At 70.8% G+C, this 25,580-nt stretch carries 23 protein-coding genes; 3 read left to right on the forward strand and 20 right to left on the reverse strand.

Features of this window, described 5'->3' with window-relative positions; all coding sequences use genetic code 11:
* Positions 1-6 precede the first annotated feature (6 nt).
* The 12 genes from ABZX85_RS00205 to proS all read right to left on the reverse strand — a co-directional run bounded on the left by ABZX85_RS00205 (position 7) and on the right by proS (position 9,761).
* On the reverse strand, positions 7-513 hold the full coding sequence (locus ABZX85_RS00205) for an NUDIX hydrolase (RefSeq protein ID WP_355861034.1): 507 nt from the start codon (positions 511-513) through the stop codon (positions 7-9).
* A 289-nt stretch (positions 514-802) separates the two neighbouring features.
* Entirely contained in the window at positions 803-1,585 is a 783-nt protein-coding gene (lepB, locus tag ABZX85_RS00210; protein ID WP_355861037.1) for a signal peptidase I, read from the reverse strand.
* Between the two features lie 149 nt (positions 1,586-1,734).
* On the reverse strand, positions 1,735-2,769 hold the full coding sequence (gene lepB / locus ABZX85_RS00215; RefSeq protein WP_355861040.1) for a signal peptidase I: 1,035 nt from the start codon (positions 2,767-2,769) through the stop codon (positions 1,735-1,737).
* Positions 2,720-3,823, reverse strand: coding sequence for a signal peptidase I (gene lepB, locus ABZX85_RS00220; protein ID WP_355861042.1), 1,104 nt, complete (start codon positions 3,821-3,823; stop codon positions 2,720-2,722). The genes lepB (ABZX85_RS00215) and lepB (ABZX85_RS00220) overlap by 50 nt, the downstream gene beginning before the upstream one ends.
* Positions 3,816-4,514: a signal peptidase I gene (gene lepB, locus ABZX85_RS00225; protein ID WP_355861044.1), complete on the reverse strand. Its 699-nt coding sequence runs from the start codon at positions 4,512-4,514 to the stop codon at positions 3,816-3,818. The genes lepB (ABZX85_RS00220) and lepB (ABZX85_RS00225) overlap by 8 nt, the downstream gene beginning before the upstream one ends.
* A 45-nt stretch (positions 4,515-4,559) precedes the next feature.
* On the reverse strand, positions 4,560-4,910 hold the full coding sequence (gene rplS, locus ABZX85_RS00230; RefSeq protein ID WP_266522156.1) for a 50S ribosomal protein L19: 351 nt from the start codon (positions 4,908-4,910) through the stop codon (positions 4,560-4,562).
* Positions 4,911-5,051: 141 nt separating this feature from the next.
* Positions 5,052-5,885 carry a tRNA (guanosine(37)-N1)-methyltransferase TrmD gene (trmD, locus tag ABZX85_RS00235; RefSeq protein ID WP_355861046.1) on the reverse strand — a complete coding sequence of 278 codons (834 nt, stop codon included), beginning with the start codon at positions 5,883-5,885 and terminating at the stop codon, positions 5,052-5,054.
* Positions 5,885-6,442: a ribosome maturation factor RimM gene (gene rimM / locus ABZX85_RS00240; protein WP_355861048.1), complete on the reverse strand. Its 558-nt coding sequence runs from the start codon at positions 6,440-6,442 to the stop codon at positions 5,885-5,887. The genes trmD and rimM overlap by 1 nt, the downstream gene beginning before the upstream one ends.
* A 118-nt stretch (positions 6,443-6,560) precedes the next feature.
* Entirely contained in the window at positions 6,561-6,800 is a 240-nt protein-coding gene (locus ABZX85_RS00245) for an RNA-binding protein (protein WP_005479813.1), read from the reverse strand.
* A 5-nt stretch (positions 6,801-6,805) separates the two neighbouring features.
* On the reverse strand, positions 6,806-7,225 hold the full coding sequence (gene rpsP, locus ABZX85_RS00250; RefSeq protein WP_355861050.1) for a 30S ribosomal protein S16: 420 nt from the start codon (positions 7,223-7,225) through the stop codon (positions 6,806-6,808).
* A gap of 261 nt (positions 7,226-7,486) precedes the next feature.
* The gene (locus ABZX85_RS00255) at positions 7,487-8,083 is read right to left on the reverse strand and encodes a hypothetical protein (RefSeq protein WP_355861052.1); all 597 of its coding nucleotides are present in this window, start codon (positions 8,081-8,083) and stop codon (positions 7,487-7,489) included.
* A 262-nt stretch (positions 8,084-8,345) separates the two neighbouring features.
* Positions 8,346-9,761, reverse strand: a complete 1,416-nt coding sequence (proS, locus tag ABZX85_RS00260) for a proline--tRNA ligase (protein WP_355861054.1) — start codon at positions 9,759-9,761, stop codon at positions 8,346-8,348.
* A 191-nt stretch (positions 9,762-9,952) separates the two neighbouring features.
* On the opposite strand from proS, the gene ABZX85_RS00265 reads away from it, so the two are divergent.
* Positions 9,953-10,747 (forward strand): SAM-dependent methyltransferase, encoded by a 795-nt coding sequence (locus ABZX85_RS00265; RefSeq protein ID WP_355861056.1) that lies wholly within the window; start codon positions 9,953-9,955, stop codon positions 10,745-10,747.
* A 6-nt stretch (positions 10,748-10,753) separates the two neighbouring features.
* Here the strand turns inward: ABZX85_RS00265 and ftsH are convergent, their stop codons facing one another.
* The 6 genes from ftsH to ABZX85_RS00295 all read right to left on the reverse strand — a co-directional run bounded on the left by ftsH (position 10,754) and on the right by ABZX85_RS00295 (position 20,512).
* Entirely contained in the window at positions 10,754-12,688 is a 1,935-nt protein-coding gene (gene ftsH / locus ABZX85_RS00270; RefSeq protein ID WP_355861058.1) for an ATP-dependent zinc metalloprotease FtsH, read from the reverse strand.
* A gap of 123 nt (positions 12,689-12,811) precedes the next feature.
* On the reverse strand, positions 12,812-14,362 hold the full coding sequence (gene ffh / locus ABZX85_RS00275; protein ID WP_355861060.1) for a signal recognition particle protein: 1,551 nt from the start codon (positions 14,360-14,362) through the stop codon (positions 12,812-12,814).
* Between the two features lie 217 nt (positions 14,363-14,579).
* Positions 14,580-17,018: a [protein-PII] uridylyltransferase gene (locus tag ABZX85_RS00280; RefSeq protein WP_355861062.1), complete on the reverse strand. Its 2,439-nt coding sequence runs from the start codon at positions 17,016-17,018 to the stop codon at positions 14,580-14,582.
* 26 nt (positions 17,019-17,044) lie between these two features.
* A complete protein-coding gene (locus ABZX85_RS00285; protein ID WP_003997576.1) occupies positions 17,045-17,383 on the reverse strand; it encodes a P-II family nitrogen regulator in 339 nt (112 codons plus the stop codon).
* Positions 17,380-18,717, reverse strand: a complete 1,338-nt coding sequence (locus ABZX85_RS00290; RefSeq protein ID WP_355861064.1) for an ammonium transporter — start codon at positions 18,715-18,717, stop codon at positions 17,380-17,382. The genes ABZX85_RS00285 and ABZX85_RS00290 overlap by 4 nt, the downstream gene beginning before the upstream one ends.
* 316 nt (positions 18,718-19,033) lie before the next feature.
* Entirely contained in the window at positions 19,034-20,512 is a 1,479-nt protein-coding gene (locus ABZX85_RS00295) for a hypothetical protein (protein ID WP_355861066.1), read from the reverse strand.
* 461 nt (positions 20,513-20,973) lie between these two features.
* Between ABZX85_RS00295 and ABZX85_RS00300 the strand changes: the two genes are divergently transcribed.
* Entirely contained in the window at positions 20,974-21,627 is a 654-nt protein-coding gene (locus ABZX85_RS00300) for a bifunctional DNA primase/polymerase (protein WP_355861068.1), read from the forward strand.
* A gap of 133 nt (positions 21,628-21,760) precedes the next feature.
* On the opposite strand, the gene ftsY is transcribed toward ABZX85_RS00300, so the two are convergent.
* On the reverse strand, positions 21,761-22,945 hold the full coding sequence (gene ftsY / locus ABZX85_RS00305) for a signal recognition particle-docking protein FtsY (protein ID WP_355861070.1): 1,185 nt from the start codon (positions 22,943-22,945) through the stop codon (positions 21,761-21,763).
* A 121-nt stretch (positions 22,946-23,066) separates the two neighbouring features.
* Here ftsY and ABZX85_RS00310 point away from each other — a divergent pair, with 121 nt between their 5' ends.
* Positions 23,067-24,038: an LLM class flavin-dependent oxidoreductase gene (locus tag ABZX85_RS00310; RefSeq protein WP_355861072.1), complete on the forward strand. Its 972-nt coding sequence runs from the start codon at positions 23,067-23,069 to the stop codon at positions 24,036-24,038.
* A gap of 103 nt (positions 24,039-24,141) precedes the next feature.
* Here ABZX85_RS00310 and ABZX85_RS00315 read toward each other — a convergent pair whose 3' ends face one another.
* Positions 24,142-25,560, reverse strand: a complete 1,419-nt coding sequence (locus ABZX85_RS00315) for a sugar porter family MFS transporter (RefSeq protein ID WP_355861074.1) — start codon at positions 25,558-25,560, stop codon at positions 24,142-24,144.
* Positions 25,561-25,580: the final 20 nt, after the last annotated feature.

Raw genomic sequence — 25,580 nt, forward strand, 5'->3', positions numbered from 1 at the left:
GCGCCCCTAGACGATTTCCGTGTCAAGGGTCACGGGACTGGGCGGGGGCCCTTCGTCGAGCAGCCGGCGCAGCAGCTCGGCAAGTCTGGTCGGGTACACCGTCTCATGCGCCCGGCCCAGTTCCTGACAGGTCCACCAACGCGCACCGGAGACGCTGCGGCGCTCCAGCTCGGTGAGGGCGGTCGCCCGGGTCACCGTCGTCGTCGTACGCGCCAGGTAGTACCACTCGTCCTGCTCCCAGCGGCGCCCCGCGAACGGGAACGAGCACACCCTGCGCCACAGCACGGGCCCGAGCCGGACGTCGCTGATCCCGGTCTCCTCGACCAGTTCCCTCAGCGCGGCCTCCTCCCGCGTCTCCCCCTCCTCGACGCCCCCGCCCGGCGTGAACCACCAGTCGTCGGCGGCGTCCTCGGGCTCATGCCCGTGCAGCAGCAGAATCCGGTCCTCGGGATCGAGCAGCACGACCCGGGCGACCCGCCGCAACCGCCCCGCGGCCCCCAGCCCCTCCAGCACGGCCCCAGCATCCCCGGCACCTTCCACAACGGCACCGGCCCCGACCCCGTCGACACCGATCCCGACCCGATCGCCTCCAGCCCCGACCCGGTCGCCACCCACCCCGGCCCTGTCCACACCCACCGCCACATCACCGGCCCTCACCCCCGGCCCCTCCCCGGCGCAACCCCCCGACACACCCTCAGCCCCACCGCTCCCCGGTCCCCGCCCACCGGCCACGACCCCCTCCGAGCCCGGCCGACCCGTCACCGACGCCCCGCCTGCCGAACCCCCACCCGCCCCCGCCACCTCAGGCCGCACCCGCAGCCGCCCCCGCCGGCCCCCGCCGCAGCTTCCCGGCCCACCCCGCGATCGGCCCGTACGCCGCCCCGCCGAGGACCAGCACACCGCCCACGACGATCAGCCCGACGATCAGCCGGACCGGCCCCGGCCGGGACAGCGCGCCCAGTTCCTCGAAGCCGGTGGGCTTCTTCAGCATGCCGTTCATGGGCCAGATGACCGCGTCGACCCGTGCCTTGACGGCGCTGCGGGCGACGGTGCCCTGGGCCGCGTCCGTGAGGTGGGCGGTGGAGTCGAGGGAGCCCTGGCGTTCGTCGCCGAGGAGGAAGAGCCGACCCTCCGGCACGGTGATCGTCGCGAAACCGGTGACCTCGGCGATCCCGTCGACCAGGTACGGCTCGGTGATCTGCTTGCCGTTGACGGTCAGCTTGCCGCCGGTGCAGCAGGCGACGGTGTCCCCGCCGACCGCGACGACCCGCTTGACGACGGCCGCGTTCTCGACCCACGACTTGTCGGTGAAGACGACGACGTCGCCCCGCCGTATCTCGCCGCCGCCCACCCGCTCCGCGAGCACCCGGTCGCCGGCCTGGATGGTGGGCGACATGGAGCTGGTCGGGACGGTGTACGGCCGGTACACCAGGGCCGCCCAGACGAACCCGCCGAGGAACATCACGATCCCCAGCGCGACGACCGCCCCGGACAGCCGATGCCCGAGCCGTCCGCCCGCCGGACGTCCGCCCGCCGAAGCCTGTCCGCCGCGCGGAGCCGTACGCGTCACACTCTGACCACCCATGACCCGGCACCCTACCCGGCGGTACCGAACCCGGTCAGCCCTTCCCCTACGCCCAGCACACAACCTTGGCAAAAGGCTCCCCCGCACACACCTCGGGCCCGCCGGCACACGCGAGGTGTGCCGGCGGGCCCGAAAGGGAACTCGGTGGATCAGTCCCGCTCGGCCGAAGCCCCCGTGTACTTGCGGCGGCGCCACAGGACCACCGGGACCATGCCGACGAGGGCGACGGCCGGAGGCGCGGCGTTCAGGGCGGCCGAGGACTGGTTGTTCAGGCCGGACTGGTCGAAGGTGTCCGGGACCGGGAGGGTGCCCCAGCGGTTGATGGGCCACGCCTTGACGATGGCCCGGCCGACGACCTCGTCGACGGGAACCATGCCGTGGTTCTTGTCGGACTGGTTGTAGCGGGAGTCACGGGAGTTCTGGCGGTGGTCGCCCATCACCCAGATCATGCCCTTGGGCACCTTGACCGTGAACTGCCCGCCCTGGTCGTCCATGGAGCAGGGCGTGTTGCCGGGGTAGACGTACGGCTCGTTGAGGGCCTTGCCGTTGACCTTGAGCGGCCCGGTGCCCTTGCACTCGATCGTGTCGCCGCCGACCCCGACGACCCGCTTGATCAGGTCCTTCTCCTGCGCGGACGGCATGAGGCCGATCCAGCTCAGGAAGGTCTGGATCGCGTTCGGGTCGGCGGTCGGCTCACCGGCGAGCCAGTTGTCCGGGTCGTGGAAGACGACGACCTCGCCGCGCTCGGGCTCGGAGCCGAACCACGGGGTGAGCTTGTCGACGAGCACGCGGTCGCCCTGCTGGAGCGTGTTCTGCATCGAGTCCGAGGGGATCGAGAACGCCTGCACGAGGAACGTCTTGATCAGCAGCGCCAGGACGAGCGCGATCCCGATGAGGATCGGCAGCTCCTTCCAGAAGGAGCGCGGCTTCTTCACCTTCGGCGCGGACCCGTCCCCCTCTCCGGAGGACCCGGCTTCTCCGGAGGCCCCGGTGGGTCCGACGGGCCCGGAGGACCCCAGGGAATCGGGGGCGTCGGGGCTCCCGGAGGCACCGGAAGGCCCGGCAGCCCCGGAGGCGCCCCCGGCCCCGGGTGGCAGCCCCGCACCGGAGCCGCCCTGCCCGCCCGCCGGAGGTTCATTCCCGGAGGTCACGGCGTCGTCCGTCCCCGGGACGGCGTCTTCCACGGAACGTCCGCGGTGATCCTCGCCGTCCTGACCGGACCGTGCGCCAACCGCCACATCCCCCACGCCAGCTCCTCACTCTGTGCCGCTGCCTGCCCCACGTACGGCGCAGGCCCACCACTCCCATAACGAGCGGGAGTTCCGCAGGGCTCGGGAGTCGGACGGTTCCGTTCGGATCGTCCTGGGCAACCCTATGCGACGGCGAGGAGGCGGCGGCCTTCTGTGACGCGGACTTGGCCACAGAAGCAAAGGTTTGCGGATCTTTGAAGCTCGTCCAGTGCCCGACCGGCCAGGCGATGACCATGGCCCGGCCGACGACCTCGTCCTCGGGGACCGTGCCGCCGTAGGACGTGTTCTGGTGGGAGCGGGAGTCCGCGGAGTTGGCCCGGTGGTCGCCCATCACCCACAGCCGCCCCTTGGGGACGGTGACCTCGAAGGGCGTCTGGGAGGGCTCGTTGCCCGGATACAGGTACGACGCCTCCTCCAGGGGCACGCCGTTGACGGTGACCTTGCCGTTCGTGTCACAGCACTTGACGACGTCGCCGCCGACCCCGACGACCCGTTTGATCAGGTCTTTCTCGTTGTCGGAGGGGAGCAGTCCGATGAAGGTGAGGACTTCCTTGACCTGTTTGACGACGACGGGGTCGCTCTTCTTCGCCGTCGTCTGCTCGTCCTGGAGCCAGCCGCCGGGGTCCTTGAAGACGACGACGTCACCGCGCTGCGGCTTGGAGCCGAACCAGGGCGTGAACTTGTCGACGAGGACCCGGTCCCCGATCTGGATGGTCTGCTCCATGGAGCCCGAGGGGATGACGAACGCCTGCACCAGGAACGTCTTCAGCACCAGGGCGATCAGTACGGCGACCCCGACGAGCAGCGGTATCTCCCGCATCGCGGAGCGCCGGCGCTTGCGCTTGACCTTGCGCTGGAGCTTGCGCCGCTCCGCGCGGGAGCGCCCGTTGGCCGACGCCGGTCCCGCCGACGTCCGCCGCAGTCCGGTCGGCAGGAGCTGTTCGGCCGCGCTCTCCGGTTCCCCGCGCGGCCGGCCGCGGTTACCCATGCGCTCCCTCCGGCACGCGCCCGTAGGCGCCCTCCTCGTCGGGCACCCGCCCGATCCGCCCCCAGGGCCAGACGACCCACTGGGCGCGCCCGACGACGGAGCCGACGGGGATCATCCCGCCGCCCGGCGAGCCGAGGTGGTCGCGGGAGTCGCTGGAGCGACCGCGGTGGTCACCGAGGACGAAGAGCGTGCCCTTCGGCACGACCACGGCGAAGGGCACCGAGGACGGGCTGTCGCCCGGGAAGAGGAACGCCGACTCGTCGACGGACCGGCCGTTCACCTGGAGCCTCCCCTCCTTGTCGCAGCAGACCACACGGTCACCGCCTACCCCCACTACGCGTTTGACGTAGTCGGAGTTCCCGAAGTACCCGCTGCCGTCGAACACGATGACGTCGCCGCGGCGCGGCTCGGCACCGAAACGGTACGCCAACCTATTTACGAGAACCCGGTCCCCGATCCTCAATCCGTTTTCCATGGATGCGCTGGGAATCAGGAAGGGCTTGGCCACGAAAGTGTTGAGGAGCAGCAAAAAGACCAGGCAGAGGAGGAGGGAGAGGGTGATCCGGCCGCCGGGAAGCCACTCGGTGAGCTGCCGCGCCCATGCGAAACGCGACCGGCCCACCGGGTCGTCCGCCGGATCGGCGGGACCTGGGGAGCGGTCGCGTTCGGTTGATCGTACTTCGGTGTCCATCGGGGCCAGATGCTATCCGGCCCCGCTGTGACGACCGCCGTGAGATCAGCTGTCGCGCTTCTCCTTGATCTTCGCGGCCTTGCCGCGCAGCTCACGGAGGTAGTAGAGCTTGGCGCGACGGACGTCACCGCGGGTGACGAGCTCGATCTTCTCGACGATCGGGGTGTGCACCGGGAAGGTGCGCTCGACGCCGACGGAGAAGGAGACCTTGCGGACCGTGAAGGTCTCGCGGACACCGGCGCCCTGGCGGCGGATGACCACGCCCTTGAACTGCTGCACACGGGAGCGGTTGCCCTCGATGACGCGGACGTGGACGTTGACGGTGTCACCCGGGCGGAAGGCGGGGACGTCGCTGCGCAGCGACGCGGCGTCGACGGTGTCGAGCAGGTGAGACATTTCGTCTGCTTTCTTCGCCCATGCCACAGGTCATGAGCGGAACATAGGGTTTTCGGTCTGAAGGTTGCCGCCTGACCGCGAGGGCGGACGTCGTGTCCCCCTGTGGCAGGGGCGCACACCGGACGGCACAGCAGCAGCGACCTATTCTTCCACGTCAACCACACGACGCCAAAATCGGCCGTACGGCGCCCCCGCCGGGTCGGGTGCCCAGCCGAGGATCGAGAGCATCTCCCGGTCCTTCTTGCCGAAGCCCTTCGGGTCGGCGCCCGCGATCAGGTCGGGCCGGTTGGCGGTCGTGCGCCGCAGGGCCTCGTCGCGCCGCCAGCGGGCGATCTTCCCGTGGTGGCCGCTGAGCAGGGTCTCCGGGATCTCCCGGCCGCGCCATGCGGGCGGCTTGGTGTAGACGGGCCCTTCGAGGAGGTTCGCCATCGCGCCGGGCGCGAAGGAGTCGTCCCGGTGCGACTCGGCGTTCCCGAGCACGCCGGGCAGCAGCCGGGCCACGGCCTCGGTGACGACGAGGACGGCCGCCTCGCCGCCGGCGAGGACGTAGTCGCCGATGGACACCTCGTACACCGGCATCCGGGTCGCGTACTCGTCGATCACGCGGCGGTCGATGCCCTCGTAGCGGGCCGGGGTGAAGACCAGCCAGGGCCGCTCGGAGAGTTCGACGGCGAGTTCCTGGGTGAAGGGGCGTCCGCTGGGGGTGGGGACGATCAGGGCGGGCTCGCGCGCGCCGGTGTCGTACCCGTCGGCGAGGATCTCGTCGAGGGCGTCCCCCCAGGGCTCGGTCTTCATGACCATGCCGGGGCCGCCGCCGTAGGGGGTGTCGTCGACCGTGTTGTGGCGGTCGTGGGTCCAGTCGCGGAGGTGGTGGACGCGGACGTCGAGCTGTCCGCGGGCGCGGGCCTTGCCGACGAGGGAGACGTTCAGGGGGTCGAGGTACTCGGGGAAGATCGTGACGACGTCGAGCCGCATTACGCGTCGTCCCCGTCCTGCTCGTCCCGGGAGGAGACGATCTCGGCACGGTCGTCGATGAGACCCGGCGGCGGGTCGATGACCGCGCGCTGTTCCTCCAGGTCGATCTCCGTGACGATCTCGGAGACGAACGGGATCAGCACCTCGGTGCCGTCGGGGCGCTCGACGATGAAGAGGTCCTGGGAGGGCAGGTGGGAGATCTCGGTGATCCGGCCGACCTCGGTGCCGTCGACGGTGACCACGTCCAGGTCCATGAGCTGGTGGTCGTAGTACTCGTCCTCCTCCTCGGGCAGCTCCTCGGGGTCCACGTCCGCGATCAGCAGGGTGTTCCGCAGGGCCTCGGCGCCGTTGCGTTCGGTGACGCCCTCGAAGCGCAGGAGGAGACGGCCGCTGTGCACCCGGCCGGTGGCGATGGTGAGGGGACCGGCGGAGGCCGGATCGGTCGTGAGGACGGCCCCCGGCGCGAGCCGCAGCTCCGGCTCGTCGGTGCGGACCTCCACGGTGACCTCGCCCTTGATGCCGTGGGCACGGCCGACGCGAGCGACTACCAACTGCACTGTGCTTGATCTCCTGTCGAAAACGACCTGTCGAAAACGGTCCACCGGTACGACTACGGGCCGGGGACAGCCCCTAGAAGGCCCTCCCCGGCCCGAGCCGGTGCTGCGTTGCGATACGTCAGCGCACGTGGTCCACGTCGACCAGGTCGACCCGGACTCCACGACCGCCGATGGCGCCCACGACGGTACGCAAAGCGCGCGCGGTGCGGCCGTTGCGGCCGATCACCTTGCCGAGGTCGTCGGGGTGCACCCGGACCTCCAGCACGCGCCCGCGGCGCAGGTCGCGCGAGGCGACCTGCACGTCGTCGGGGTTGTCGACGATGCCCTTCACGAGGTGCTCAAGCGCCTCTTCGAGCATGCTGCTCAGACCTCGGCCGACTCGGACTCAGCCGCGGCCTCGTCCTTCTTCTCGGCCTTCTTCTTCTGGGTGATCGCCTCACCCTTGCCCTCGTCCTCGCCACCAAGGGCCTCGAACGAGACGCGAACCTTCTTCGGCTCGGCCACGAGCAGCGGAGCCGGGGCGGGCTCGCCCTTGAACTTCTGCCAGTCGCCGGTCTTCTTCAGGATCGCGAGGACGGGCTCGGTCGGCTGCGCGCCGACACCCAGCCAGTAAGCGACGCGGTCCGCGTCCACCTCGATGACCGACGGGTGGTAGGTCGGGTGGTACTTGCCGATCTCCTCGATCGCACGGCCGTCACGGCGGGTGCGGGAGTCGGCGACGACGATGCGGTAGTGAGGCGAACGGATCTTGCCCAGACGCTTCAGCTTGATCTTGACTGCCACGGGAGTGGACTCTCCTGTTTTTGACGTGGTTGGGCACGGCGAGCGAGCCGCGTGGGGTTGCGGTACCCGAGTGCCCGATGGACGCGTCAGCCGGAGGAGAGAGGGGTCCTGTGCGACTGTCGAGTACAGCGGACCATTGTGCCACAGGGCGGGAGGGGCTACAGCCGCGGGTGGGCGCCGTGCGCGGGGATGCGCACGGCGCCCCGACGGCCGGACCGGCAGCCACGAGATGCCGGTGCGTACGACGGACCTCTACGACCCCTACGCGGCCCCCGCGATCTCGGGGATGCGGAACGGCTTCCCGCACCCCCCGCAGACGATCGGCGCCTGGGCCAGGACCGAGGGGACGACCCGGACGTTGCGCCCGCAGTCGCAGACGGCCTTGACGCGGACACCGCCCCCGGAGGAGCCGTGCCGGGCCGCGGGACCCCGGAAGGCCCGCGTCGTCTCCGCGGTGGTCGCCGCGGTGTGGGCCTTGAGAGCCCGCTGGAGCCGCTCGATGGTGGGCCGGTAACGCCGCTTCGCCTCGGGACTCAGCGTCACCAGGGAGAACCCGCTGCTGGGGTGCGGCTCCTCCGGGTGATCGAGCCCGAGCTCTTCGGCGATCGCGAGGAATCTGCGGTTGTGGTACCGCCCCGCGCGGGACGTGTCACGCACGCCGCGCGCGGCGGCGATGCCATGGACTGCTTCGTGAAGCAGTCGCTCGAAGGAGAGTTCGTGACCGCACGCGGACGACGACTCCCCGATCAGGGACTCTGGCGCGGCAAGGTCGGGCAGTTCGGGGTGGTACCGCTGGATATCGGCCCACGCCTCCGCCAACTCTGCGGCGAGAACAGGTGGTGTCTGTGTCGTGCTCACGTAATGACAACGAGCGGGAGTGCCGCTGTGTTCCTATTCCGGGCCATCCCAAATAATTTGCACGTACCCGTCAGTTGGCACTGATGCGCGGAGACGAGGGCGGGTGCGCTGATCTGCGGAGAAGCCTCACAGCTCACCGCAAGGTGGTGCGTAGTCACAGATACGCCCCGGCGTGTACGCCGTCTCCACGCGCCGGGGGAGCTGTGATCCCCCGGGGCGCAAGAGGTCTTTCGGTCGCGCTCACGCCCCCGGGGCCCCGGACTCAGTACGCGCGGGCGACGACTGCGACGTTACCGGGTGCGTCCCCGTCGTCCGGCACCGACCCGTCCTCCGCGAGCAGACACCGTACGGTCAACGCCCGTTCCCCCAGCCTGACTTCGCCTTCTTCCCCGAGCACCGACCACGGCACCCGCGCCCAGCCGCCCGCCGAAGCGGCCTCCACCGCCTCCTCGTACGTCGCGCAGTCCGCCGTACGGGACTCGCGGCGCTCCCGGGACTGGCGGAGCAGGAGTGCCTGGTCGTCCTCCAGGTACCCCGGGAGCAGCGCGGGAAGCGCGTCGAGGGCGACGGGTTCCTTGGTGCCGGGGACGCGGCGGACGAGGGTCGCGGTGCCGTTCGCCAGGTCACGCGGGCCGACCTCGACGCGCGCGGGGACGCCCTTCAGCTCCCAGTCGACCGCGCGGCGGCCGAAGGGGGTGTCCGTACGGTCGTCCACCCTGACCCTGAGGCCCGCCGCGCGCAGCCGTCCGGCGACCTCGCGGACCTTGGCCAGAACCGCGTCGTCGTCCTTCACCGCGACCACGGCCACCTGGACGTGCGCGAGCCGGGGCGGGACGCGCAGCCCGTCGTCGTCGCCGTGGGTCATCACCAGGGCGCCGATCAGCCGGGTCGTCGAACCCCAGGACGTCTGCCAGACGTGCTCCTGCGTGCCGTCCTTGGAGAGGTAGCGGGTGCCGAACGCCTTCGCGAAGTTCTGGCCCAGCTCATGGCTGGTGACCATCTGGAGGGCCTTGCCGTCGCCCATCATGCTCTCCAGCGTGAGCGTGTTGATCGCCCCCGCGAACCGTTCCTTCGGTGTCTTGCGGCCCGCGACGAAGTCGATCCCGAGGACGTTCCGAAGGAAGTCGCCGTACACCTCGTGCTGAATGCGCGCCGCGAAGTCCCGGGCCTCCTCGTACGTCGCGTGCGCCGTGTGGCCCTCCTGCCACAGGAACTCCGTCGTGCGCAGGAAGAGACGAGGGCGCAGCTCCCAGCGGACCACGTTCGCCCACTGGTTGATCAGCAGGGGCAGGTCGCGGTAGCTCTGGACCCACTTCGCGAAGTACTCGTTGACGATCGTCTCGGAGGTGGGGCGGACCACCGCCGGCTCCTCCAGCTCCTTGCCGCCGCCGTGCGTCACGACCGCCAGCTCCGGCGCGAACCCCTCGACGTGGTCGGCCTCGCGGGTGAGGTACGACTCGGGGATCAGCAGCGGGAAGTACGCGTTCTCCGCGCCCGCCGCCTTGATCCGGGCGTCCAGCTCCGCCTGCGTCCGCTCCCACAGCGCGTACCCGTACGGTCGGACGACCATGGTGCCGCGCACCGGACCGTTGTCGGCCAGTTCGGCCTTGGTGATCAGATCCTGGTACCAGCGCGGGAAGTCGACGTCGCGCGGCGTGAGAACGGGTGCTTTCGCCATGGCGGGATGCTACGGGCCCACGTTGCCGGTATGTGAATTCTTTTCGCTCGCGCCGACAGGCCCGTAAACGGGGCCCCACGACCCCTGGACGGCTCCCCCGTCCGGGAGTTACCTGGAAAAGTGCCGCGACGCACGGGGGCCACGCGGATCACCACGCTTCGAGAACTCTCGGCGGATTGGGGCGCTCTTCGATGACACCTACGCTCGTGCGCCGGACCCACCCCCGGGCGGACACCGCCCCGCACCCGGAACCGGGCGCCCGCGCGCGTGACTGGTCCGAGATCCAGGAACGGATGCTCGTCCCGCTCTACGAGGCCGCCTACGACCGCCTCGACGTCGGCCCCGGCACCCGGCTCCTCGCCCTCGGCTGCGGATCGGGCCTCGCCCTCCTCATGGCCGCCGCCCGGGGCGCCGACGTCACCGGGGTCGAACGCGACCGCCCCGACCGCCTCGCCCTGGCCCGCGAACGCCTCCTCCCCGACGCCGGCCCGCCCCGCACCGGGGAGCACACCCGCCTGGCCGACACCCTCGCCGGGCCGGCGGCCTCCGGGGCGGAGCGGCCGTACACGCTCGTCACCGCCTTCGACGACACCGGGCTCCTCGCCGACGCCGTACGCCTCGCCGAGCGCGGTGCGCCGGTCGTCCTCGCCGGGTGGGGGCCGGCCGAGCGGTGCGCCACCTGGAACGTCCTGCGGGCCGCCGACCCCGAGCACGACCTGCCGCACCCCGCCCGCCGCGACGATCTGGAGGACCTCGCCCGCCGGGCGGGCCTCACCCCCGACGGCTCCGGCCGGGTCGCCTGCCCCTTCGGCTACGCCGACGCCGACAGCGCGGTGCGCGGACTGCTCGCCACCGGGCTGCTCGACGCGGCCGACCCTGAACAGGTCGCCAAGGAGCTGCGGGAGGCGCTCCACCCGTACGTCCGCCGGGACGGCACGGTCTGGATGCCGAACGTCTTCCGCTACCTGATCGCCCGCACCCGTTAGTCCCCTCTAGTCCACGTCTTTCGTCAGCCGCGTGACCCCGGCGACCCGGTACGCGTCCGCCTCCTCCAGCGTCTCGCTCTCCAGCAGCGCCTCCGCCAGCGCGTCCAACTGGCCCCGGTGCTCGGTGAGTTTGCGGCACGCCTCCTCGTAGCACTCGTCGACGATCCGCCGCATCTCGCCGTCGATGACGTCCAGGGTCTGCGGCGCGGCGGCGAGGCCGTACGCGGACTGGGCGTCGTTCGGGAGGGCCGACAGGCGGCCGACGCGCTCGCTCATGCCCCAGCGGGCGACCATCCCGCGCGCGATGTTCGTGACCTGCTCCAGATCGCTCTCCGCGCCGGTCGTGATCACTCCGTACACCACCTGCTCGGCCGCCATCCCGCCGAGCGCGCCGATGATCCGGCCGCGCAGGTATTCCTCGGTGTACGCGTACTTGTCGGAGTCCGGCGTCGACAGCGTGACGCCCAGCGCCCGCCCGCGCGGCACGATCGTGATCTTGCGGACGGGGTCGGCGCCCGGCTGGAGCATGCCCAGGAGCGCGTGCCCGCCCTCGTGGTACGCGGTACGGCGCCGCTCCTCCTCCGGCATCACCAACGGCCGCTCCGCGCCGAGCTGGACCTTCTCCAGGGCCTCCGAGAGGTCGGTCTGCGTGACCTGCTCCTGCCCCCGCTTGACCGCGAGGAGAGCCGCCTCGTTGGCGAGGTTGGCCAGCTCCGCGCCCGTCATGCCGGGGGTCGTGCGGGCGACCTGGGCGAGGTCGACGTCCGGGGCCAGCGGGATCTGCCGGGTGTGGATCTCCAGGATCGCCTTCCGGCCGCCCCGGTCCGGCGGGGAGACCTGCACGACGCGGTCGAAGCGGCCGGGGCGGGTCAGCGCCGGGTCCAGGACGTCCGCCCGGTTCGTGGCGGCGATGACGATCACGCCCTCCGAACCCGAGAAACCGTCCATCTCCGTCAGGATCTGGTTCAGCGTCTGCTCACGCTCGTCGTGCCCGCCCATCCCCGAACCGCCGCCCCGCGCCCGGCCGATGGTGTCGATCTCGTCGATGAAGATGATCGACGGCGCCACCTTCCGCGCCTCCGCGAACAGCTCCCGCACCCGCGACGCCCCGACGCCGACGATCATCTCGATGAACTCCGACGCGGACGCCGAGAAGAACGGCACCCCCGCCTCCCCGGCCACCGCCCGCGCCAGCAGCGTCTTGCCGGTCCCGGGCGGGCCCGCGAGGAGCACACCGCGCGGCATCTTCGCGCCCATCTTGCGATAGGCGTCCGGGTTCTTCAGGAAGTCGACGACGTCGTTCAGCTCGCCCTCGACCTCGTCGATCCCGGCGACGTCCTCGAACGTCGTCCGCTTCTCCCCCGCCTCCAGCTCCACCGGCTTCGGCGCGGACCGGCGGCCCAGCATCCCGCCCGCGCCGCCGAGCCCCCCGCTCATCCGGCGCGCGATGAAGATCCACAGCACGACCAGGAGCAGCATCGGAGCCAGCGAGATCAGCAGGTTCACCAGGAAACTGCGGTGCTGGACGACCGGCTCCGCCGTGACGGTGACGTTGTTCTTCGCCAGCCCCTCCCACAGCTTGTCGTCCGCGAACGTCGGCCGCTCGGTGTTGAACTTCGTGTACTTCTCACCGCCGTCCGGGTTCTTCTGCTCCTTCTTCAGCTGGCCCTGGATCGCGTCGCCCTTGGCGTAGATCTTGCTGACGTTGCCCGCGTCGACCTGCTTGCTGAACTCCGTGTACGAGATCGTCGGCTCGCCCTCGTCGCCGAAGTACGACAGGACGATGTTCGCCAGCAGGTACACGACCAGCGCGGTGAAGATCAGCCGCCACCAGCCGCCCCGCATCCGCCGCCCGCCCGGCGGCTTCGGCGGCTCCTCGGGGGTCCCCTCGGTACGCCAGGGCTGGTCCGGCGACTTGCGCGGCGGGGCAGGGTTCGTCATACCCGGACGGTACGACAGCGTTCCGTGCGAGGCACACGAAGGGCACGCTTCCGAAGAGGGGTGCCCTGGTGTCGTACAAGAATATTTACAGCCAAGCAGCTTTCGGCCTGAGCCGAGCCGCTGTCAGCCCATGAACTTCTTGAACTCGTCCGGCAGCTCGAAGTCCTGCGCGCCCTGCTGGGGCAGCCCGAACGCGTTGCCGCCCTGGGCCGCCGCCTCGCGGCGCTGCGCCTCCTCCAGCTCCTGCTGCTTGCGCTTCATCGGGTTGCCGGAGCGCTGCTTACCCTTGGCCTGCTTGGGCTGCTTCTTCGAACGGCCGGGACCGCCGCCCATCCCCGGGATGCCGGGCATGCCGGGCATCCCGCCGCCCTGGGCCATCCTCGACATCATCTTCCGCGCCTCGAAGAACCGCTCCACCAGGCCCTTCACGGCACTGACCTCGACGCCGGAGCCCTTCGCGATACGGGCGCGGCGGGAGCCGTTGATGATGTTCGGGTCCGTGCGCTCCGCCGGGGTCATCGACTTGATGATCGCGGCGGTGCGGTCGACGTCCCGCTCGTCGAGGCTGTTGATCTGGTCCTTGATCTGGCCCATGCCGGGCAGCATCCCGAGCAGCTTCGAGATCGACCCCATCTTCCTGACCTGTTCCATCTGGGACAGGAAGTCGTCCAGGGTGAAGTCCTGGCCCTTCTTCGACGCCAGCTTCGAGGCCATCTTCTGGGCCTCTTCCTGACTGAACGTCTTCTCCGCCTGCTCGATCAGGGTGAGGAGGTCACCCATGTCGAGGATGCGGGAGGCCATCCGGTCAGGGTGGAACGCGTCGAAGTCGTCCAGCTTCTCGCCGTTCGACGCGAACATGATCGGCTTGCCGGTGATCTGCCGGATCGACAGCGCCGCGCCGCCTCGGGCGTCGCCGTCGAGCTTGGAGAGGACGACACCGTCGAACCCGACGCCGTCGCGGAACGCCTCGGCGGTGTTGACGGCGTCCTGGCCGATCATGGCGTCGACGACGAAGAGGATCTCGTCCGGCGAGACCGCGTCCCTGATGTCGGCGGCCTGCTGCATCAGCTCCGCGTCGATACCGAGGCGGCCGGCGGTGTCCACGATCACGATGTCGTGGACCCTCGACTTCGCGAACTCGACGGAGTCCTTCGCGACCGTCACCGGGTCGCCGACACCGTTCCCCGGCTGCGGGGCGTACACGGCGACACCGGCGCGCTCGGCGACGACGCTGAGCTGGTTGACGGCGTTGGGGCGCTGCAGGTCGCAGGCGACGAGGAGGGGCGAGTGTCCCTGGTCCTTCAGCCACTTGCCGAGCTTGCCCGCGAGGGTCGTCTTACCGGCGCCCTGGAGGCCGGCGAGCATGATGACGGTGGGGGCGGTCTTGGCGAAGCGGAGACGGCGGGTCTCGCCGCCGAGGATGCCGACCAACTCGTCATTGACGATCTTGATGATCTGTTGAGCAGGATTCAGCGCCTTGGAAACCTCGGCGCCGAGGCTGCGCTCCTTGACGTTCTTGATGAAGGAACGGACTACAGGGAGGGCTACGTCCGCTTCGAGGAGCGCGATGCGGATCTCACGCGCCGTGGCGTCGATGTCCGCCTCGGAGAGCCGCCCCTTGCCGCGCAGGCCCTTGAAAGTCGCTGACAGGCGGTCGGAGAGTGTATCGAACACGGCGGCGTCGGTCCTCGGAGTCGGGAGCAGGATAAGTGCCTTCCAGGGTATCCGGCCGCGCCACGGATTCGCCCCCGCCCGCCGGATGAGCGGACGGGGGCGGAGAACCCCGCAGGCGCGGGGACCACTCTTTGACCACCTTGAGGACCTGCTGTCCGGGCGGACCACCCCCGCACCAGCGGGGACCACTCAGCTAAACGCACAAGCTGCCGAATAGTTACGCCCGCAGCGTCTCCTCCAGCTTCCGGGCCACCGCCCCCGCCTCCTCCCCCGGCAGCGGCGCCCCCGAGGCCGACGTCACATAGAACGCGTCCACGGCGTTGGCGCCCAGCGTGCTGACGTGCATGCTCCGCACCCGTACCCCGGAGTCCTCCAGCGCCGAGCCGATCCGGAAGAGCAGCCCAGGGGCGTCCTGGGCGCGTACCTCGATGACCGTGGCGTGCCGGGAGGCGGCGGAGGCGACGGTCACCCGGGGTGGCGGGGCCACCCAGCCCCGGCGCCGGGGATACGCCGCGTCCCGCTCTGCCAGTCGCCCAGCGATGTCCAACGAACCGTCCAAGGCGCGTACCAGGTCCGCGCGCAACCGCGCAGCCTGCGGCAGGGAGCCGTACTCGGCCGCCACCCGCCAGTCCAACAGCAGCACCGACCCCTGATCCACCCCGTCCGGCAGCTCCAGCTCGCGCAACTCCGCCGTGCGGACCGTCAGTCGGTGCATGGCCAGCACCCCCGCGACGGCGGGCAGCACCCCCGGCTGATCCGGGACGGCGATCAGCAGCTCCACGCCCAGCGGCTCGCCGGGGTCCATCTCCTCCTCGTGGGTCTGCGCGCGCAGTGCGAGGACCGGTCCGCCGGTGCGGTGGGCCTCGATGGAGAGGCGTTCCTGTTCGGCGGTGGGGGCGGCGGTGTCGGGGGCGGGGGGTTCGTCGCCCGCGAGAACCGCGCTCACGCGTTTCACCAGGTCCGTGACGAGGGAGCCCCGCCAGGACGACCAGGCGGCCGGTCCGGTGGCGAGCGCGTCGGCCTCGGTCAGGGCGTGCAGCAGCTCCAGCGTGCTCTGCGTGCCGACCGCCTCCGCGACGGAGCGGACGGTGGCGGGGTCGTCGAGGTCGCGCCGGGTGGCGGTGTCGACGAGGAGCAGGTGGTGGCGTACGAGGGCGGCCAGCACCGCGACGTCCGCCCGGTCGAAGCCGATGCGCGCGGCGACGTCCTTGACGATGATCTCGCCGGCGACGGAGTGGTCGCCGGGCCAGCCCTTGCCGATGTCGTGGAGGAGGGCGGAGACCAGCAGCAGGTCGGGGCGGCTCACCCGGCGGGTGAACTCGGAGGCGCGGACGGCCGTCTCGATGAGGTGGCGGTCGACGGTCCAGATGTGGACGGCGTTGCGCTGGGGGCGGCAGCGGACGCGTTCCCAGTCGGGCAGGAGCCGGGTGATGAGCCCCTCGGCCTCCAGCGCCTCCCAGACGTCGATGGTGGGCTGCCCGGAGCCGAGGAGGGTGACGAGCTGTTCGCGGGCCTCGGCGGGCCAGGGCGTCGGCAGGGGCCGTACGGTCGCGGCGAGGCGGCGTACGGCGTGCAGGGAGAGCGGGAGTCCGGCCTGGGCGGCTGCCGCGGCGGCGCGCAGCGGGAGGACCGGGTCGCGTTCGGGGCGGGCGGCGCGGGCGAGGACGACCTCGCCGTCCTGTTCGACCACGCCCTCGGCGAGGGGCGACCGTTCGACGACCTGTTTCCCGCCGCCGAGCATGGCCCGCAGCCGGGGCCGGACGGCGCGGGAGCGCAGCACCCGGCTCACCTCGCGCCAGGTGACGTCGCTGGCGTAGGAGATGACGCGGGCCGCTTCGTATACCTGCCGCAGCAGGGTGTCGGCGTCGAGGAGGCCGAGTTCGGCGGCGACCTGGTCCTGTTCCTGGAGGGCGAGGCGGTCGGTGGCGCGGCCGGTGGTGAGGTGGAGGGCGTCGCGGACGTCGAGGAGCCGGCGGCGGGCGTCGTCGAGTCCTTCGCGGGGTGCGTCGGCGAGCCAGGAGGCGGCTACGGCGCGCAGGGCGGTGGCGTCGCGCAGGCCGCCGCGGGCCTCTTTGAGGTCGGGTTCGAGGAGGTACTGCAACTCGCCCTGGCGTTCGGCTCGTTCGGCGCAGAGTTCGCGGAGTTCGGGGAGGCGTCTGGGGGCCTGGTTGCGCCAGTCGGCGAGGATCGCGGTGCGCAGTCCGGAGGTGAGGCCGAGGTCGCCGGCGAGGTGGCGGGCGTCGAGGAGGCCGAGGTGGACCTTGAGGTCCTCGCCCGCGGTCTTGCGGGCCTCTGCGGGGGTGCGCACGGAGTGGTCGAGGTCGAGGCCGAGGTCCCAGACGGGGTACCAGAGGCGGTCGGCGACGGTGGCGACGGCTTTGGGGTCGCTGCCGTCGTGGAGCAGGAGGAGGTCGAGGTCGCTGCGGGGGGAGAGTTCGCCGCGTCCGTAGCCGCCGACGGCGACGAGGGAGACGCCCTTGAGGTCGGCCGCGGCCGAGGTGAGGAGCCCTGCGAGCCAGTCGTCCGTCAGTTCGGAGAGGGCGGTACGGCGCGGCGGCCCGGACCGCGCCCCCTCGGTGAGGAGGTGCAGCCGGGCCGCCGCGTAGCCGCTGGGTCCCGAGTCCTCTGTTTCGCTTCGCTCGTCCGTACTCGTCACCCAGCGACTCCTGTTCTGTTCTTCGGTCAGAGCGCGTCCGGGCCGCGCTCGCCGGTGCGGACCCGTACGGCCGTCTCGACCGGGAGGGACCAGACCTTGCCGTCACCGATCTTGCCGGTGCGGGCGGCCTTGACGATGACGTCGATGAGCTGCTCGGCGTCGTCGTCCTCGGCCAGTACCTCGATACGGATCTTGGGGACGAGGTCGACGGTGTACTCGGCACCGCGGTAGACCTCGGTGTGTCCCCGCTGACGACCGTAGCCGCTCGCCTCGGTGACCGTCAGTCCGTGGACCCCGAACGCCTGGAGGGCTTCCTTGATCTCGTCGAGCCGGTGGGGCTTGACGACGGCGGTGATGAGCTTCATGCGTCCACCTTCTTGGAATCGGCTCCGACTCCGGCCGGGACGGCGGTGGCGGACTTGACGATGCCGCCGCCGGCGCCGCTGAAGTCGTAGGCGGTCTCGGCGTGTTCGGCCTGGTCGATGCCGGAGACCTCCTCGTCCTCGTCGACGCGCATGCCGATCGTCTTGTCGAGGAGGAAGGCGAGGATCGCGGAGGCGATGAGGGAGTAGGCGAGGACGCCGAAGACCCCGGCGCACTGCTTCCAGAACTGGTCGAGGCCGCCGCCGTAGAAGAGGCCCTTGACGTCGGACTGGCCCTTGCCGCTGGCGAAGAAGCCGATGAGGAGGGAGCCGAGGATGCCGCCGACCATGTGGACGCCGACGACGTCGAGGGAGTCGTCGTAGCCGAACTTGTACTTGAGGCCCACGGCCATGGCGCACAGGACGCCGGTGATGACGCCGATGGCGATCGCGCCGACGGGGGTGATGGCGCCGCCGGAGGGGGTGATGGCGACGAGGCCCGCGACCGCGCCGGAGGCGGCGCCGAGGGTGGTGAAGGCGCCGTGGCGGATCTTCTCGTAGGCGAGCCAGCCGAGCATGGCGGCGGCGGTGGCGATCTGGGTGTTGACGAACATCAGCGCGCCGACGCCGTCGTCGTTGCCGAGCCAGGAGCCCGCGTTGAAGCCGAACCAGCCGAACCACAGGAGGCCCGCGCCGAGCATGACCAGCGGGAGGCTGTGCGGGCGCATCGGGTCCTTCTTGAAGCCGACGCGCTTGCCGATGACGAGGATCACGCCGAGCGCCGCGGCGCCCGCGTTGATGTGGACGGCGGTACCGCCGGCGAAGTCGATGACGCCGAGTTCGAAGGCCCAGCCGCCGGTGCCCCAGACCCAGTGGGCGACGGGGAAGTAGACGACGGTGGCCCACAGGGCGACGAAGAGCGCCCAGGCGGAGAACTTGACGCGGTCGGCGACGGCGCCGCTTATCAGGGCGGGGGTGATGATGGCGAACATCATCTGGAAGACGGCGAAGACGAACACCGGGATGGTGTAGCCGGACCAGATGTCCATCTTGTCGATGCCGGACCAGCCGACGAAGTCGGATTCCCAGCCGATGAGGGAGCCGTGGTCGGTGCCGAACGCCATGGAGAAGCCGTAGAGCACCCAGAGGATGGTGACGATGCCCATGCTGATGAAGCTCATCATCAGCATGTTCAGGGTGCTTTTGACCCGGACCATGCCTCCGTAGAAGAAAGCCAGGCCAGGCGTCATGATCAGCACGAGCGCTGAACAGATGAGCATGAAGCCTGTGTTGGCGGCAGACAGCTTGTCTGCGGCGAGCGTGATGGCTGGAGCCATCGGCGTCTCCTCGTCGTCGTACGGCCCCGTGCGGGCGAAGCCTCGGCTGCGGAGTGGGGGCGGGCCGGTTATGAGCCTTGAGATTGGCGCAGCGCGGTTTCGGTCGGCGCCCCTCGCTGTTTCACGGCGGTGACGAAGGAGTCGTGTGTGTTACGCGTCGATGAATTGCCTGATGTCCGGCTCGGGGATCGTTATCGTGGCGCAACCTTCCCCTTCCGGACACAGGCCGGCCGCGGCAGGACCTCCGAATGACCGGGCATGGGGGAGCCGAGTCGGGCAGTTCGGGAGGGCCGGCCGCGGCCGGGGTCTCGGTGGGTCAGACCGCTTCGGCGGTCTCGGGGAGTTCGGCGGCGAGGCGGTCGGTGAGGTCGACGACGTCGGTCAGGTCGCCGAATTCGCGGGCGGCGTTGTCGACGGTCTTTCGGATACGAGTGTTGACGCGTTCGGAACGGACCCGCTTGGCGGCGGCCATCGCCTCGGTGGCGTATTTCGCGCTCTCCTCGGGCTCGCGCTTGAGGAGGTGGACGGTGGCGACGCCGATCAGGTTGAGGGCGTAGGAGCGCTGGTAGTCGTCGGACTCCCGCGCGAAGAGGTCGACGGCGCGCAGCATGAGGGGTTCGGCGAGGGAGGCGTACGTGGGGCTGCGGCCGGCGACGTAGGCGAGGTCGCGGAAGGAGTGGGAGTTCTCGCCGTACAGCTCGGCCTCGGTGAAGAAGCCGATCCAGTCGGGGTCGGGCTCGTCCCAGTCGGCGGCGTCGGAGAAGGTGTCCTCGGCCATCCGCACGGCCCTCTTGCAGCGGCCCGGCTGGCCCATGTTGGCGTAGGCGCGGGCCTCCATCGCATACAGCATCGACTGGGTGCGCGGGCTCGCGCAGTCGCGGCTGCCGTACTGCGCGAGGTGGATGAGTTCCAGGGCGTCCTCGGGGCGGCCGAGGTGGATCATCTGGCGGCTCATGTTGGAGAGGATGTACGACCCGAGGGGCCGGTCCCCGGCTTCCTTCGCGGCGTGCAGGGCGAGGACGAAGTACTTCTGGGCGGTGGGCTGGAGGCCGACGTCGTACGACATCCAGCCGGCGAGTTCGGCGAGTTCGGCGGCGACCTTGAAGAGGCGTTTGGCGGTGTCCTCGGGGTGGGGTTCCTGGAGGAGGTCGGTCACCTCGTGGAGCTGGCCGACGACGGCTTTGCGGCGCAGGCCGCCTCCGCACTGGGCGTCCCACTTGCGGAACATCGTGGTCGTCGCCTCCAGGAGCTCCAGTTCCTGCCGGGAGAGGCGGCCTCGGGCGCGGCTGGTGGGGAGGGGGCCGCTGGCGCGGGGGGTGCTCGGCGGGGAGGGGACGAGCCAGCGCTGCATCGGTTCGATGAGGGTGGGTCCGGCGGAGAGGGCGAGGGAGGTGCCGAGGAAGCCGCGGCGGGCGAGCATGAGGTCGCTGCGGGAGAACTCGCTGAGCAGGGCGATGGTCTGGGGGCCGGTCCAGGGGAGGTCGACGCCGCTGGCCGAGGGGGACTGGCGGGCGGCGCGCAGGCCGAGGTCCTCGACGGAGACGACGCAGCCGAACCGCTCGGAGAACAGCTCGGAGAGGATGCGCGGGATGGGTTCGCGGGGGTTCTCGCCGTCGAGCCAGCGGCGGACGCGGGAGGTGTCGGTGGAGATGTGGTTGGCGCCGAGCTGGCGGGCGCGGCGGTTGACCTGGCGGGCGAGTTCGCCCTTGGACCAGCCGCTGCGGACGAACCAGGAGGAGAGCAGCTCGTTGGGGCGCTTGTCCGCGCTCGTCCCGCTGCCTTCGTTGCCGCTCACTGGAACGCCCCCATCCCTGAGACCACCTGCCGTACGGACCGCGTCGCCCGTACTGCGCCAAGCCTTATCAGAATGCCGGTAAATAGCCCTGCCGTCCGGCGTTTGTCACCCTTCGAACAGAAGGGCGACTTGCCTCCGGCATACCCACCGGTGCGTGTACCCCCAGGCCCCGCACACTCAAAGTAATCCTACGATCACCCGTCCGGCCATGGCGTTCCGGGAATCGCCACCATTCGCCACCCCTTCGGATGAACTCAGGGTGGCGCGCACGCGATTGACTTGACGTGGGACAGCCCGAGCGAACGGAAGGATGCACTCGGGGGCGCGCACGGGCGGGTTCACCACCCTCGCGCTTCAGTGCGCCGCCCCGGTCCGAGGGCATTCCGGAGATCATGAGTACGGAGAGTCACGCCTCACGTCTTTTGCGTGACCACCGGTGCGTCGGACCCGTTGGAGGGGGCATGGGCTTCACGATCGGCGGCATTCGCGAGATCCGTTCCGGCGCGCGCAGGCGCGGTCGCTCCCCCGAGTGCACGGCCATCGCCGAGTTCACGGGCCTGTGGGGATGGGACGTCGTCCCCGGAGCGCACGTCCTGGCCGGCGCCTGCTCCTGCGGCCGTCCCTGCCGCACCCCCGGCGCACACCCCCTCGACCACACCCCCCACCTCCCCGCGGGCGCGACCCTCGACGAGGTCACGTCCCTCTGGTCCGACCTCCCCGACGCCGCGGTCATGCTCCCCGTCGGCCACAGCTTCGACGTCATCGAGGTGGCGGAAGCGGCGGGTCGCCGCGCGTTAAGCCGCCTGGAGCGCATGGGCCTGCCCCTGGGCCCGGTGACAGCGACTCCGGAAGGCCGCGCCCACTTCTTCGTCGCCCCGGGCGCCGCAGCCTCCCTCCCCGACCTCCTCTACCGCATGGGCTGGGACGACCCCACAACCCTGGACCTACGGGGCCTGGGCAAGGGCTCCTACATCACGGCCCCGCCCTCGGATCGAGCGGGCCTGGGCCCGGTGACCTGGCTCCGCCCCCCGGACCTGGACTCAGCGACGAAGCCCCCGGCGGCAAGGCTGCTACTGGGCACGCTGGCGTACGTGGCACACAGATCGAGGGCGTAGAAAAGGCAAAAGTGCCCGCTCCTATGAAAGAAACGGGCACTATCTGCCGCCCAGGGGCGCGGGGAACTGCGCGACAAGCCACATCGGACCCGCACCCGCCCCACCACAGAACCAGGCACCCCAATAGGCGCCCCTAGTCCCCGATAAGCGCATCGACGAACGCCTCAGGCTCGAACGGCGCCAGATCATCCGCCCCCTCCCCCAGCCCGATCAACTTCACCGGCACCCCCAGCTCCCGCTGCACCGCCACCACGATCCCGCCCTTCGCGGTCCCGTCCAGCTTCGTCAGCACGATCCCGGTGATGTCCACGACCTCCGCGAACACCCGGGCCTGAACGAGCCCGTTCTGCCCCGTGGTCGCGTCCAGCACGAGCAGCACCTCGTCGAGCGGCGCCTGCTTCTCGACGACCCGCTTGACCTTCCCCAGCTCGTCCATGAGCCCGGTCTTCGTGTGCAGCCGCCCGGCCGTGTCGATGAGCACCACGTCGACGCCCATCTCCTTGCCCTCCTTCACCGCGTCGAACGCGATGGAGGCGGGGTCACCGCCCTCGGGCCCGCGCACGGTGTACGCCCCGACCCGCTCCCCCCACGTCTGCAACTGATCGGCGGCGGCGGCGCGAAACGTATCCGCAGCCCCGAGCACGACGGTCCGCCCGTCCGCGACGAGGACGCGCGCCAGCTTCCCGGTCGTGGTCGTCTTCCCGGTCCCGTTGACCCCGACGACCATGACGACACCCGGCTTGCGCCCCTCGGGCTCGGTCTTCACGACCCGGTCCACGTCCGTGCCGACCAGCTTGAGCAGCTCCTCCCGGAGCAGCCCGCGCAGCTCCTCCGGCGTCCGCGTGCCGAGCACCTTGACGCGCTCGCGCAGCCCGTCGACGAGCTCCTGCGTCGGCGTGACACCGACGTCGGCGGTCAGCAGGATCTCCTCGATCTCGTCCCACGTGTCGTCGTCGAGGTGCTCGCGCGACAGCAGCGTGAGGAGGCCCTTGCCGAGGGCGTTCTGGGAGCGGGAGAGCCGGGCGCGGAGCCGGACGAGGCGGCCGGCGGTGGGCTCGGGGACCTCGATCGCGGGAGACTCGGGGGCCTCCTCGACGGCGACCGGGAGGTCGACTTCCTCTATGGTGCGCCGCTCTTCGTCGCGCGGCGTCTCGGCCTCGTCCCCGACGTGGGGTTCGGCCGGCGGCGCGGTCAGGTCGGGCGTGGCGGAGGGCGGCGGCGCGGGCAGCGACTTCTTGCGCCGCCCTCCGACCACGAGCCCGCCGATCGCACCGAGCAGGACGACGGCGATGATGACTACAAGGATGACGGTTTCCATAACCCGTCCAGTATGCGTGACCTCTCCCGTCCCGCACGGTCCCCGGCGCCGCTGTGCCATGCCCCTGGTCACCTGACGCACTGTCAGCTATGGTCCCTCCCCGTCGACGAAGGGGCCTGCCATGCCGGTGTCCGTGCTCCGCTTCAATCTGGCCGCGCCGGGTGCCACGCCCGCCGAGCTGGCGGACCGCTATCAGGGGGCGCTGCGGATGGCCGCGCACGCCGACGCGCACGGGGTGACGACCGTGCAGACGGAGGAGCATCACGGCGCGGAGAACAACTGGCTGCCGTCGCCGTTCACGTTCGCGGGGGCGGTGCTGGGGGCGACGGAGCGGATGTCGGTGACGGTCTCGGCGGCGATCGGTCCGCTCCACGACCCGCTGCGGCTCGCCGAGGACATCGCCGTCCTCGACCTGCTGGGCGGCGGGCGGCTCATGACGGTCGTCGGCATCGGCTACCGCCGCGCGGAGTACGACCGGGCGGGCGTCCCCTGGGAGCGGCGGGGCCGCCTCCAGGACGAGCTGCTGGAGACCCTCCTGCAAGCGTGGACGGGCGAGAGGTTCACGTACCGAGGCCGTACGGTACGGGTCACCCCGCGCCCGGCGACCACCCCCCACCCCCTCCTCCTGGTCGGCGGCTCCTCCGAGGCGTCGGCCCGCCGCGCCGCCCGCCTCGGCCTCCCCTTCTTCCCCAGCGCCCACCTCCCGGCCCTGGAGACGTACTACGAGGCCCGCCTCGCGGAGTACGGCACGGCGGGCTGGACCCTGATGCCCCCGGCGGAGACCCCGCTGCTCCACCTCTCCGAGGACCCCGACAAGACCTGGGCCGCCTATGGCCACCACTTCCTCCACGAGGCCCGCACGTACGCCGCCTGGCAGTCGACGGACATCCACTCGGTGGTCCGCTCGACGGCGGCCACGATCGACGAACTCCGCGCCGAGGGCATCTACCGCGTCCTCACCCCGGACCAGTGCCTGGCCCAGAACCTCGACAACCTCGTCCTCCACCCCTTGGCCGGCGGCATGCCCCTGGACGAGGGCTGGCGCAGCCTGCGCCTGTTCACGGAACGGGTACTGCCGGAGGCCGGCCGCTGAGCCTTCGTACACAAAACCCGCCGCCCCGGGAATCCGGGAGCGGCGGGAGTGTTCGGGGAGAGGGACAGCGGGGGATGTGGTCCCTCTCCCCGGGATCAGGGGGTCAGCCCATCTCCTCCAGGGACTTGCCCTTGGTCTCCTTGACGAACTTGAGGACGAAGGGGATGGAGAGGGCGGCGAAGGCGGTGTAGATGATGTACGTGGCGGAGAGGTTCCAGTCCGCGAGGGACGGGAAGCTCGCCGTGATGGCCCAGTTGGCGATCCACTGGGCGGAGGCGGCGACGCCGAGGGCGGCTGCGCGCAGGCGGTTGGGGAACATCTCGCCGAGGAAGACCCAGACGACGACACCCCAGGACAGCGCGAAGAAGAGGACGAAGATGTGGGCGGCGATCAGGGCCGTCCAGCCCTGGGCCGTGGGCAGCTTGCCGTCCACGAGGTCGTACGAGAAGGCCCATGCCTCCAGCGCGAGGCCGATGACCATGCCGACGGAGCCGACGAGGGCGAGCGGCTTGCGGCCCACCCGGTCGACGAAGATCATCGCGATGACCGTACCGACGATGTTGATGATCGACGTCGTGAAGGAGTAGAAGAACGAGTCCGTCGGGTCGACGCCCACCGACTGCCACAGGGTGGACGAGTAGTAGAACGCGACGTTGATGCCGACGAACTGCTGGAAGACGGAGAGGCCGATGCCGATCCAGACGATCGGCATGAAGAAGAAGCGCCCGCCGAGCAGGTCCTTGAACGTCGACTTGTGCTCGCTCTTCATCGCCTGCTCGATCTCGGCGACCCGCGCGTCCAGATCCGCGCTCTCCCCCTCGACCTCCACGAGGATCTCCCGCGCCCGCTCCCGCTTCCCCACGGACAGCAGGAACCGCGGCGACTCGGGGATCGCGAACGACAGCAGCCCGTACAGCACGGCCGGTACGACCATCACGCCCAGCATGACCTGCCACGCCTCAAGCCCCATCAGCTTCCCGCGCTGGTCCCCGCCGGCCGCGTTCAGCAGCCCCCAGTTGACGAGCTGCGAGATCGCGATGCCGATGACGATCGCGGCCTGCTGGAAGGACCCGAGCCGCCCCCGGTACGCCGGCGGCGCGACCTCGGCGATGTAGGCGGGGCCGATGACGGAGGCCATCCCGATGGCGAACCCGCCGACGACCCGCCACAGCGCGAGGTCCCACAGCGCGAACGGCAGCGCCGACCCGACGGCGGAGATCGTGAACATCACGGCGGAGATCTGCATGCACCGGATACGCCCGATCCGGTCGGCGATCCGCCCCGCGGTCGCCGCCCCGATCGCACAGCCGATCAGGGCGATCGCGATGACCTGCGCGAGCGCGGCGGAACCGATGTCGTAGCGGTCCCGGATCGCCTCGACCGCGCCATTGATGACGGAGCTGTCGTACCCGAAGAGGAACCCGCCCATCGCGGCTGCGGCGGCGATGAAGATGACGTGCCCGAGATGATCGGGATGAGCCGGGGCTCCCCCTGAGGTGGACGCCTGCGCTGTGCTGGTCACGATCAACTCCTCGGTCGGCC

The sequence above is a fragment of the Streptomyces sp. NPDC004539 genome, assembly GCF_040610055.1.
GTDB lineage: Bacteria > Actinomycetota > Actinomycetes > Streptomycetales > Streptomycetaceae > Streptomyces.

Bases quoted from the DNA above. Each gene is read 5' to 3' on its own strand.
- lepB (WP_355861037.1), bottom strand. From the start codon at position 1,585: ATGGGTGGTCAGAGTGTGACGCGTACGGCTCCGCGCGGCGGACAGGCT.
- lepB (WP_355861042.1), bottom strand. From the start codon at position 3,823: ATGGGTAACCGCGGCCGGCCGCGCGGGGAACCGGAGAGCGCGGCCGAA.
- lepB (WP_355861044.1), bottom strand. From the start codon at position 4,514: ATGGACACCGAAGTACGATCAACCGAACGCGACCGCTCCCCAGGTCCC.
- rplS (WP_266522156.1), bottom strand. From the start codon at position 4,910: ATGTCTCACCTGCTCGACACCGTCGACGCCGCGTCGCTGCGCAGCGAC.
- trmD (WP_355861046.1), bottom strand. From the start codon at position 5,885: ATGCGGCTCGACGTCGTCACGATCTTCCCCGAGTACCTCGACCCCCTG.
- ABZX85_RS00245 (WP_005479813.1), bottom strand. From the start codon at position 6,800: ATGCTCGAAGAGGCGCTTGAGCACCTCGTGAAGGGCATCGTCGACAAC.
- proS (WP_355861054.1), bottom strand. From the start codon at position 9,761: ATGGCGAAAGCACCCGTTCTCACGCCGCGCGACGTCGACTTCCCGCGC.
- ABZX85_RS00265 (WP_355861056.1), top strand. From the start codon at position 9,953: ATGACACCTACGCTCGTGCGCCGGACCCACCCCCGGGCGGACACCGCC.
- ftsH (WP_355861058.1), bottom strand. From the start codon at position 12,688: ATGACGAACCCTGCCCCGCCGCGCAAGTCGCCGGACCAGCCCTGGCGT.
- ABZX85_RS00285 (WP_003997576.1), bottom strand. From the start codon at position 17,383: ATGAAGCTCATCACCGCCGTCGTCAAGCCCCACCGGCTCGACGAGATC.
- ABZX85_RS00290 (WP_355861064.1), bottom strand. From the start codon at position 18,717: ATGGCTCCAGCCATCACGCTCGCCGCAGACAAGCTGTCTGCCGCCAAC.
- ABZX85_RS00300 (WP_355861068.1), top strand. From the start codon at position 20,974: ATGGGCTTCACGATCGGCGGCATTCGCGAGATCCGTTCCGGCGCGCGC.
- ftsY (WP_355861070.1), bottom strand. From the start codon at position 22,945: ATGGAAACCGTCATCCTTGTAGTCATCATCGCCGTCGTCCTGCTCGGT.
- ABZX85_RS00310 (WP_355861072.1), top strand. From the start codon at position 23,067: ATGCCGGTGTCCGTGCTCCGCTTCAATCTGGCCGCGCCGGGTGCCACG.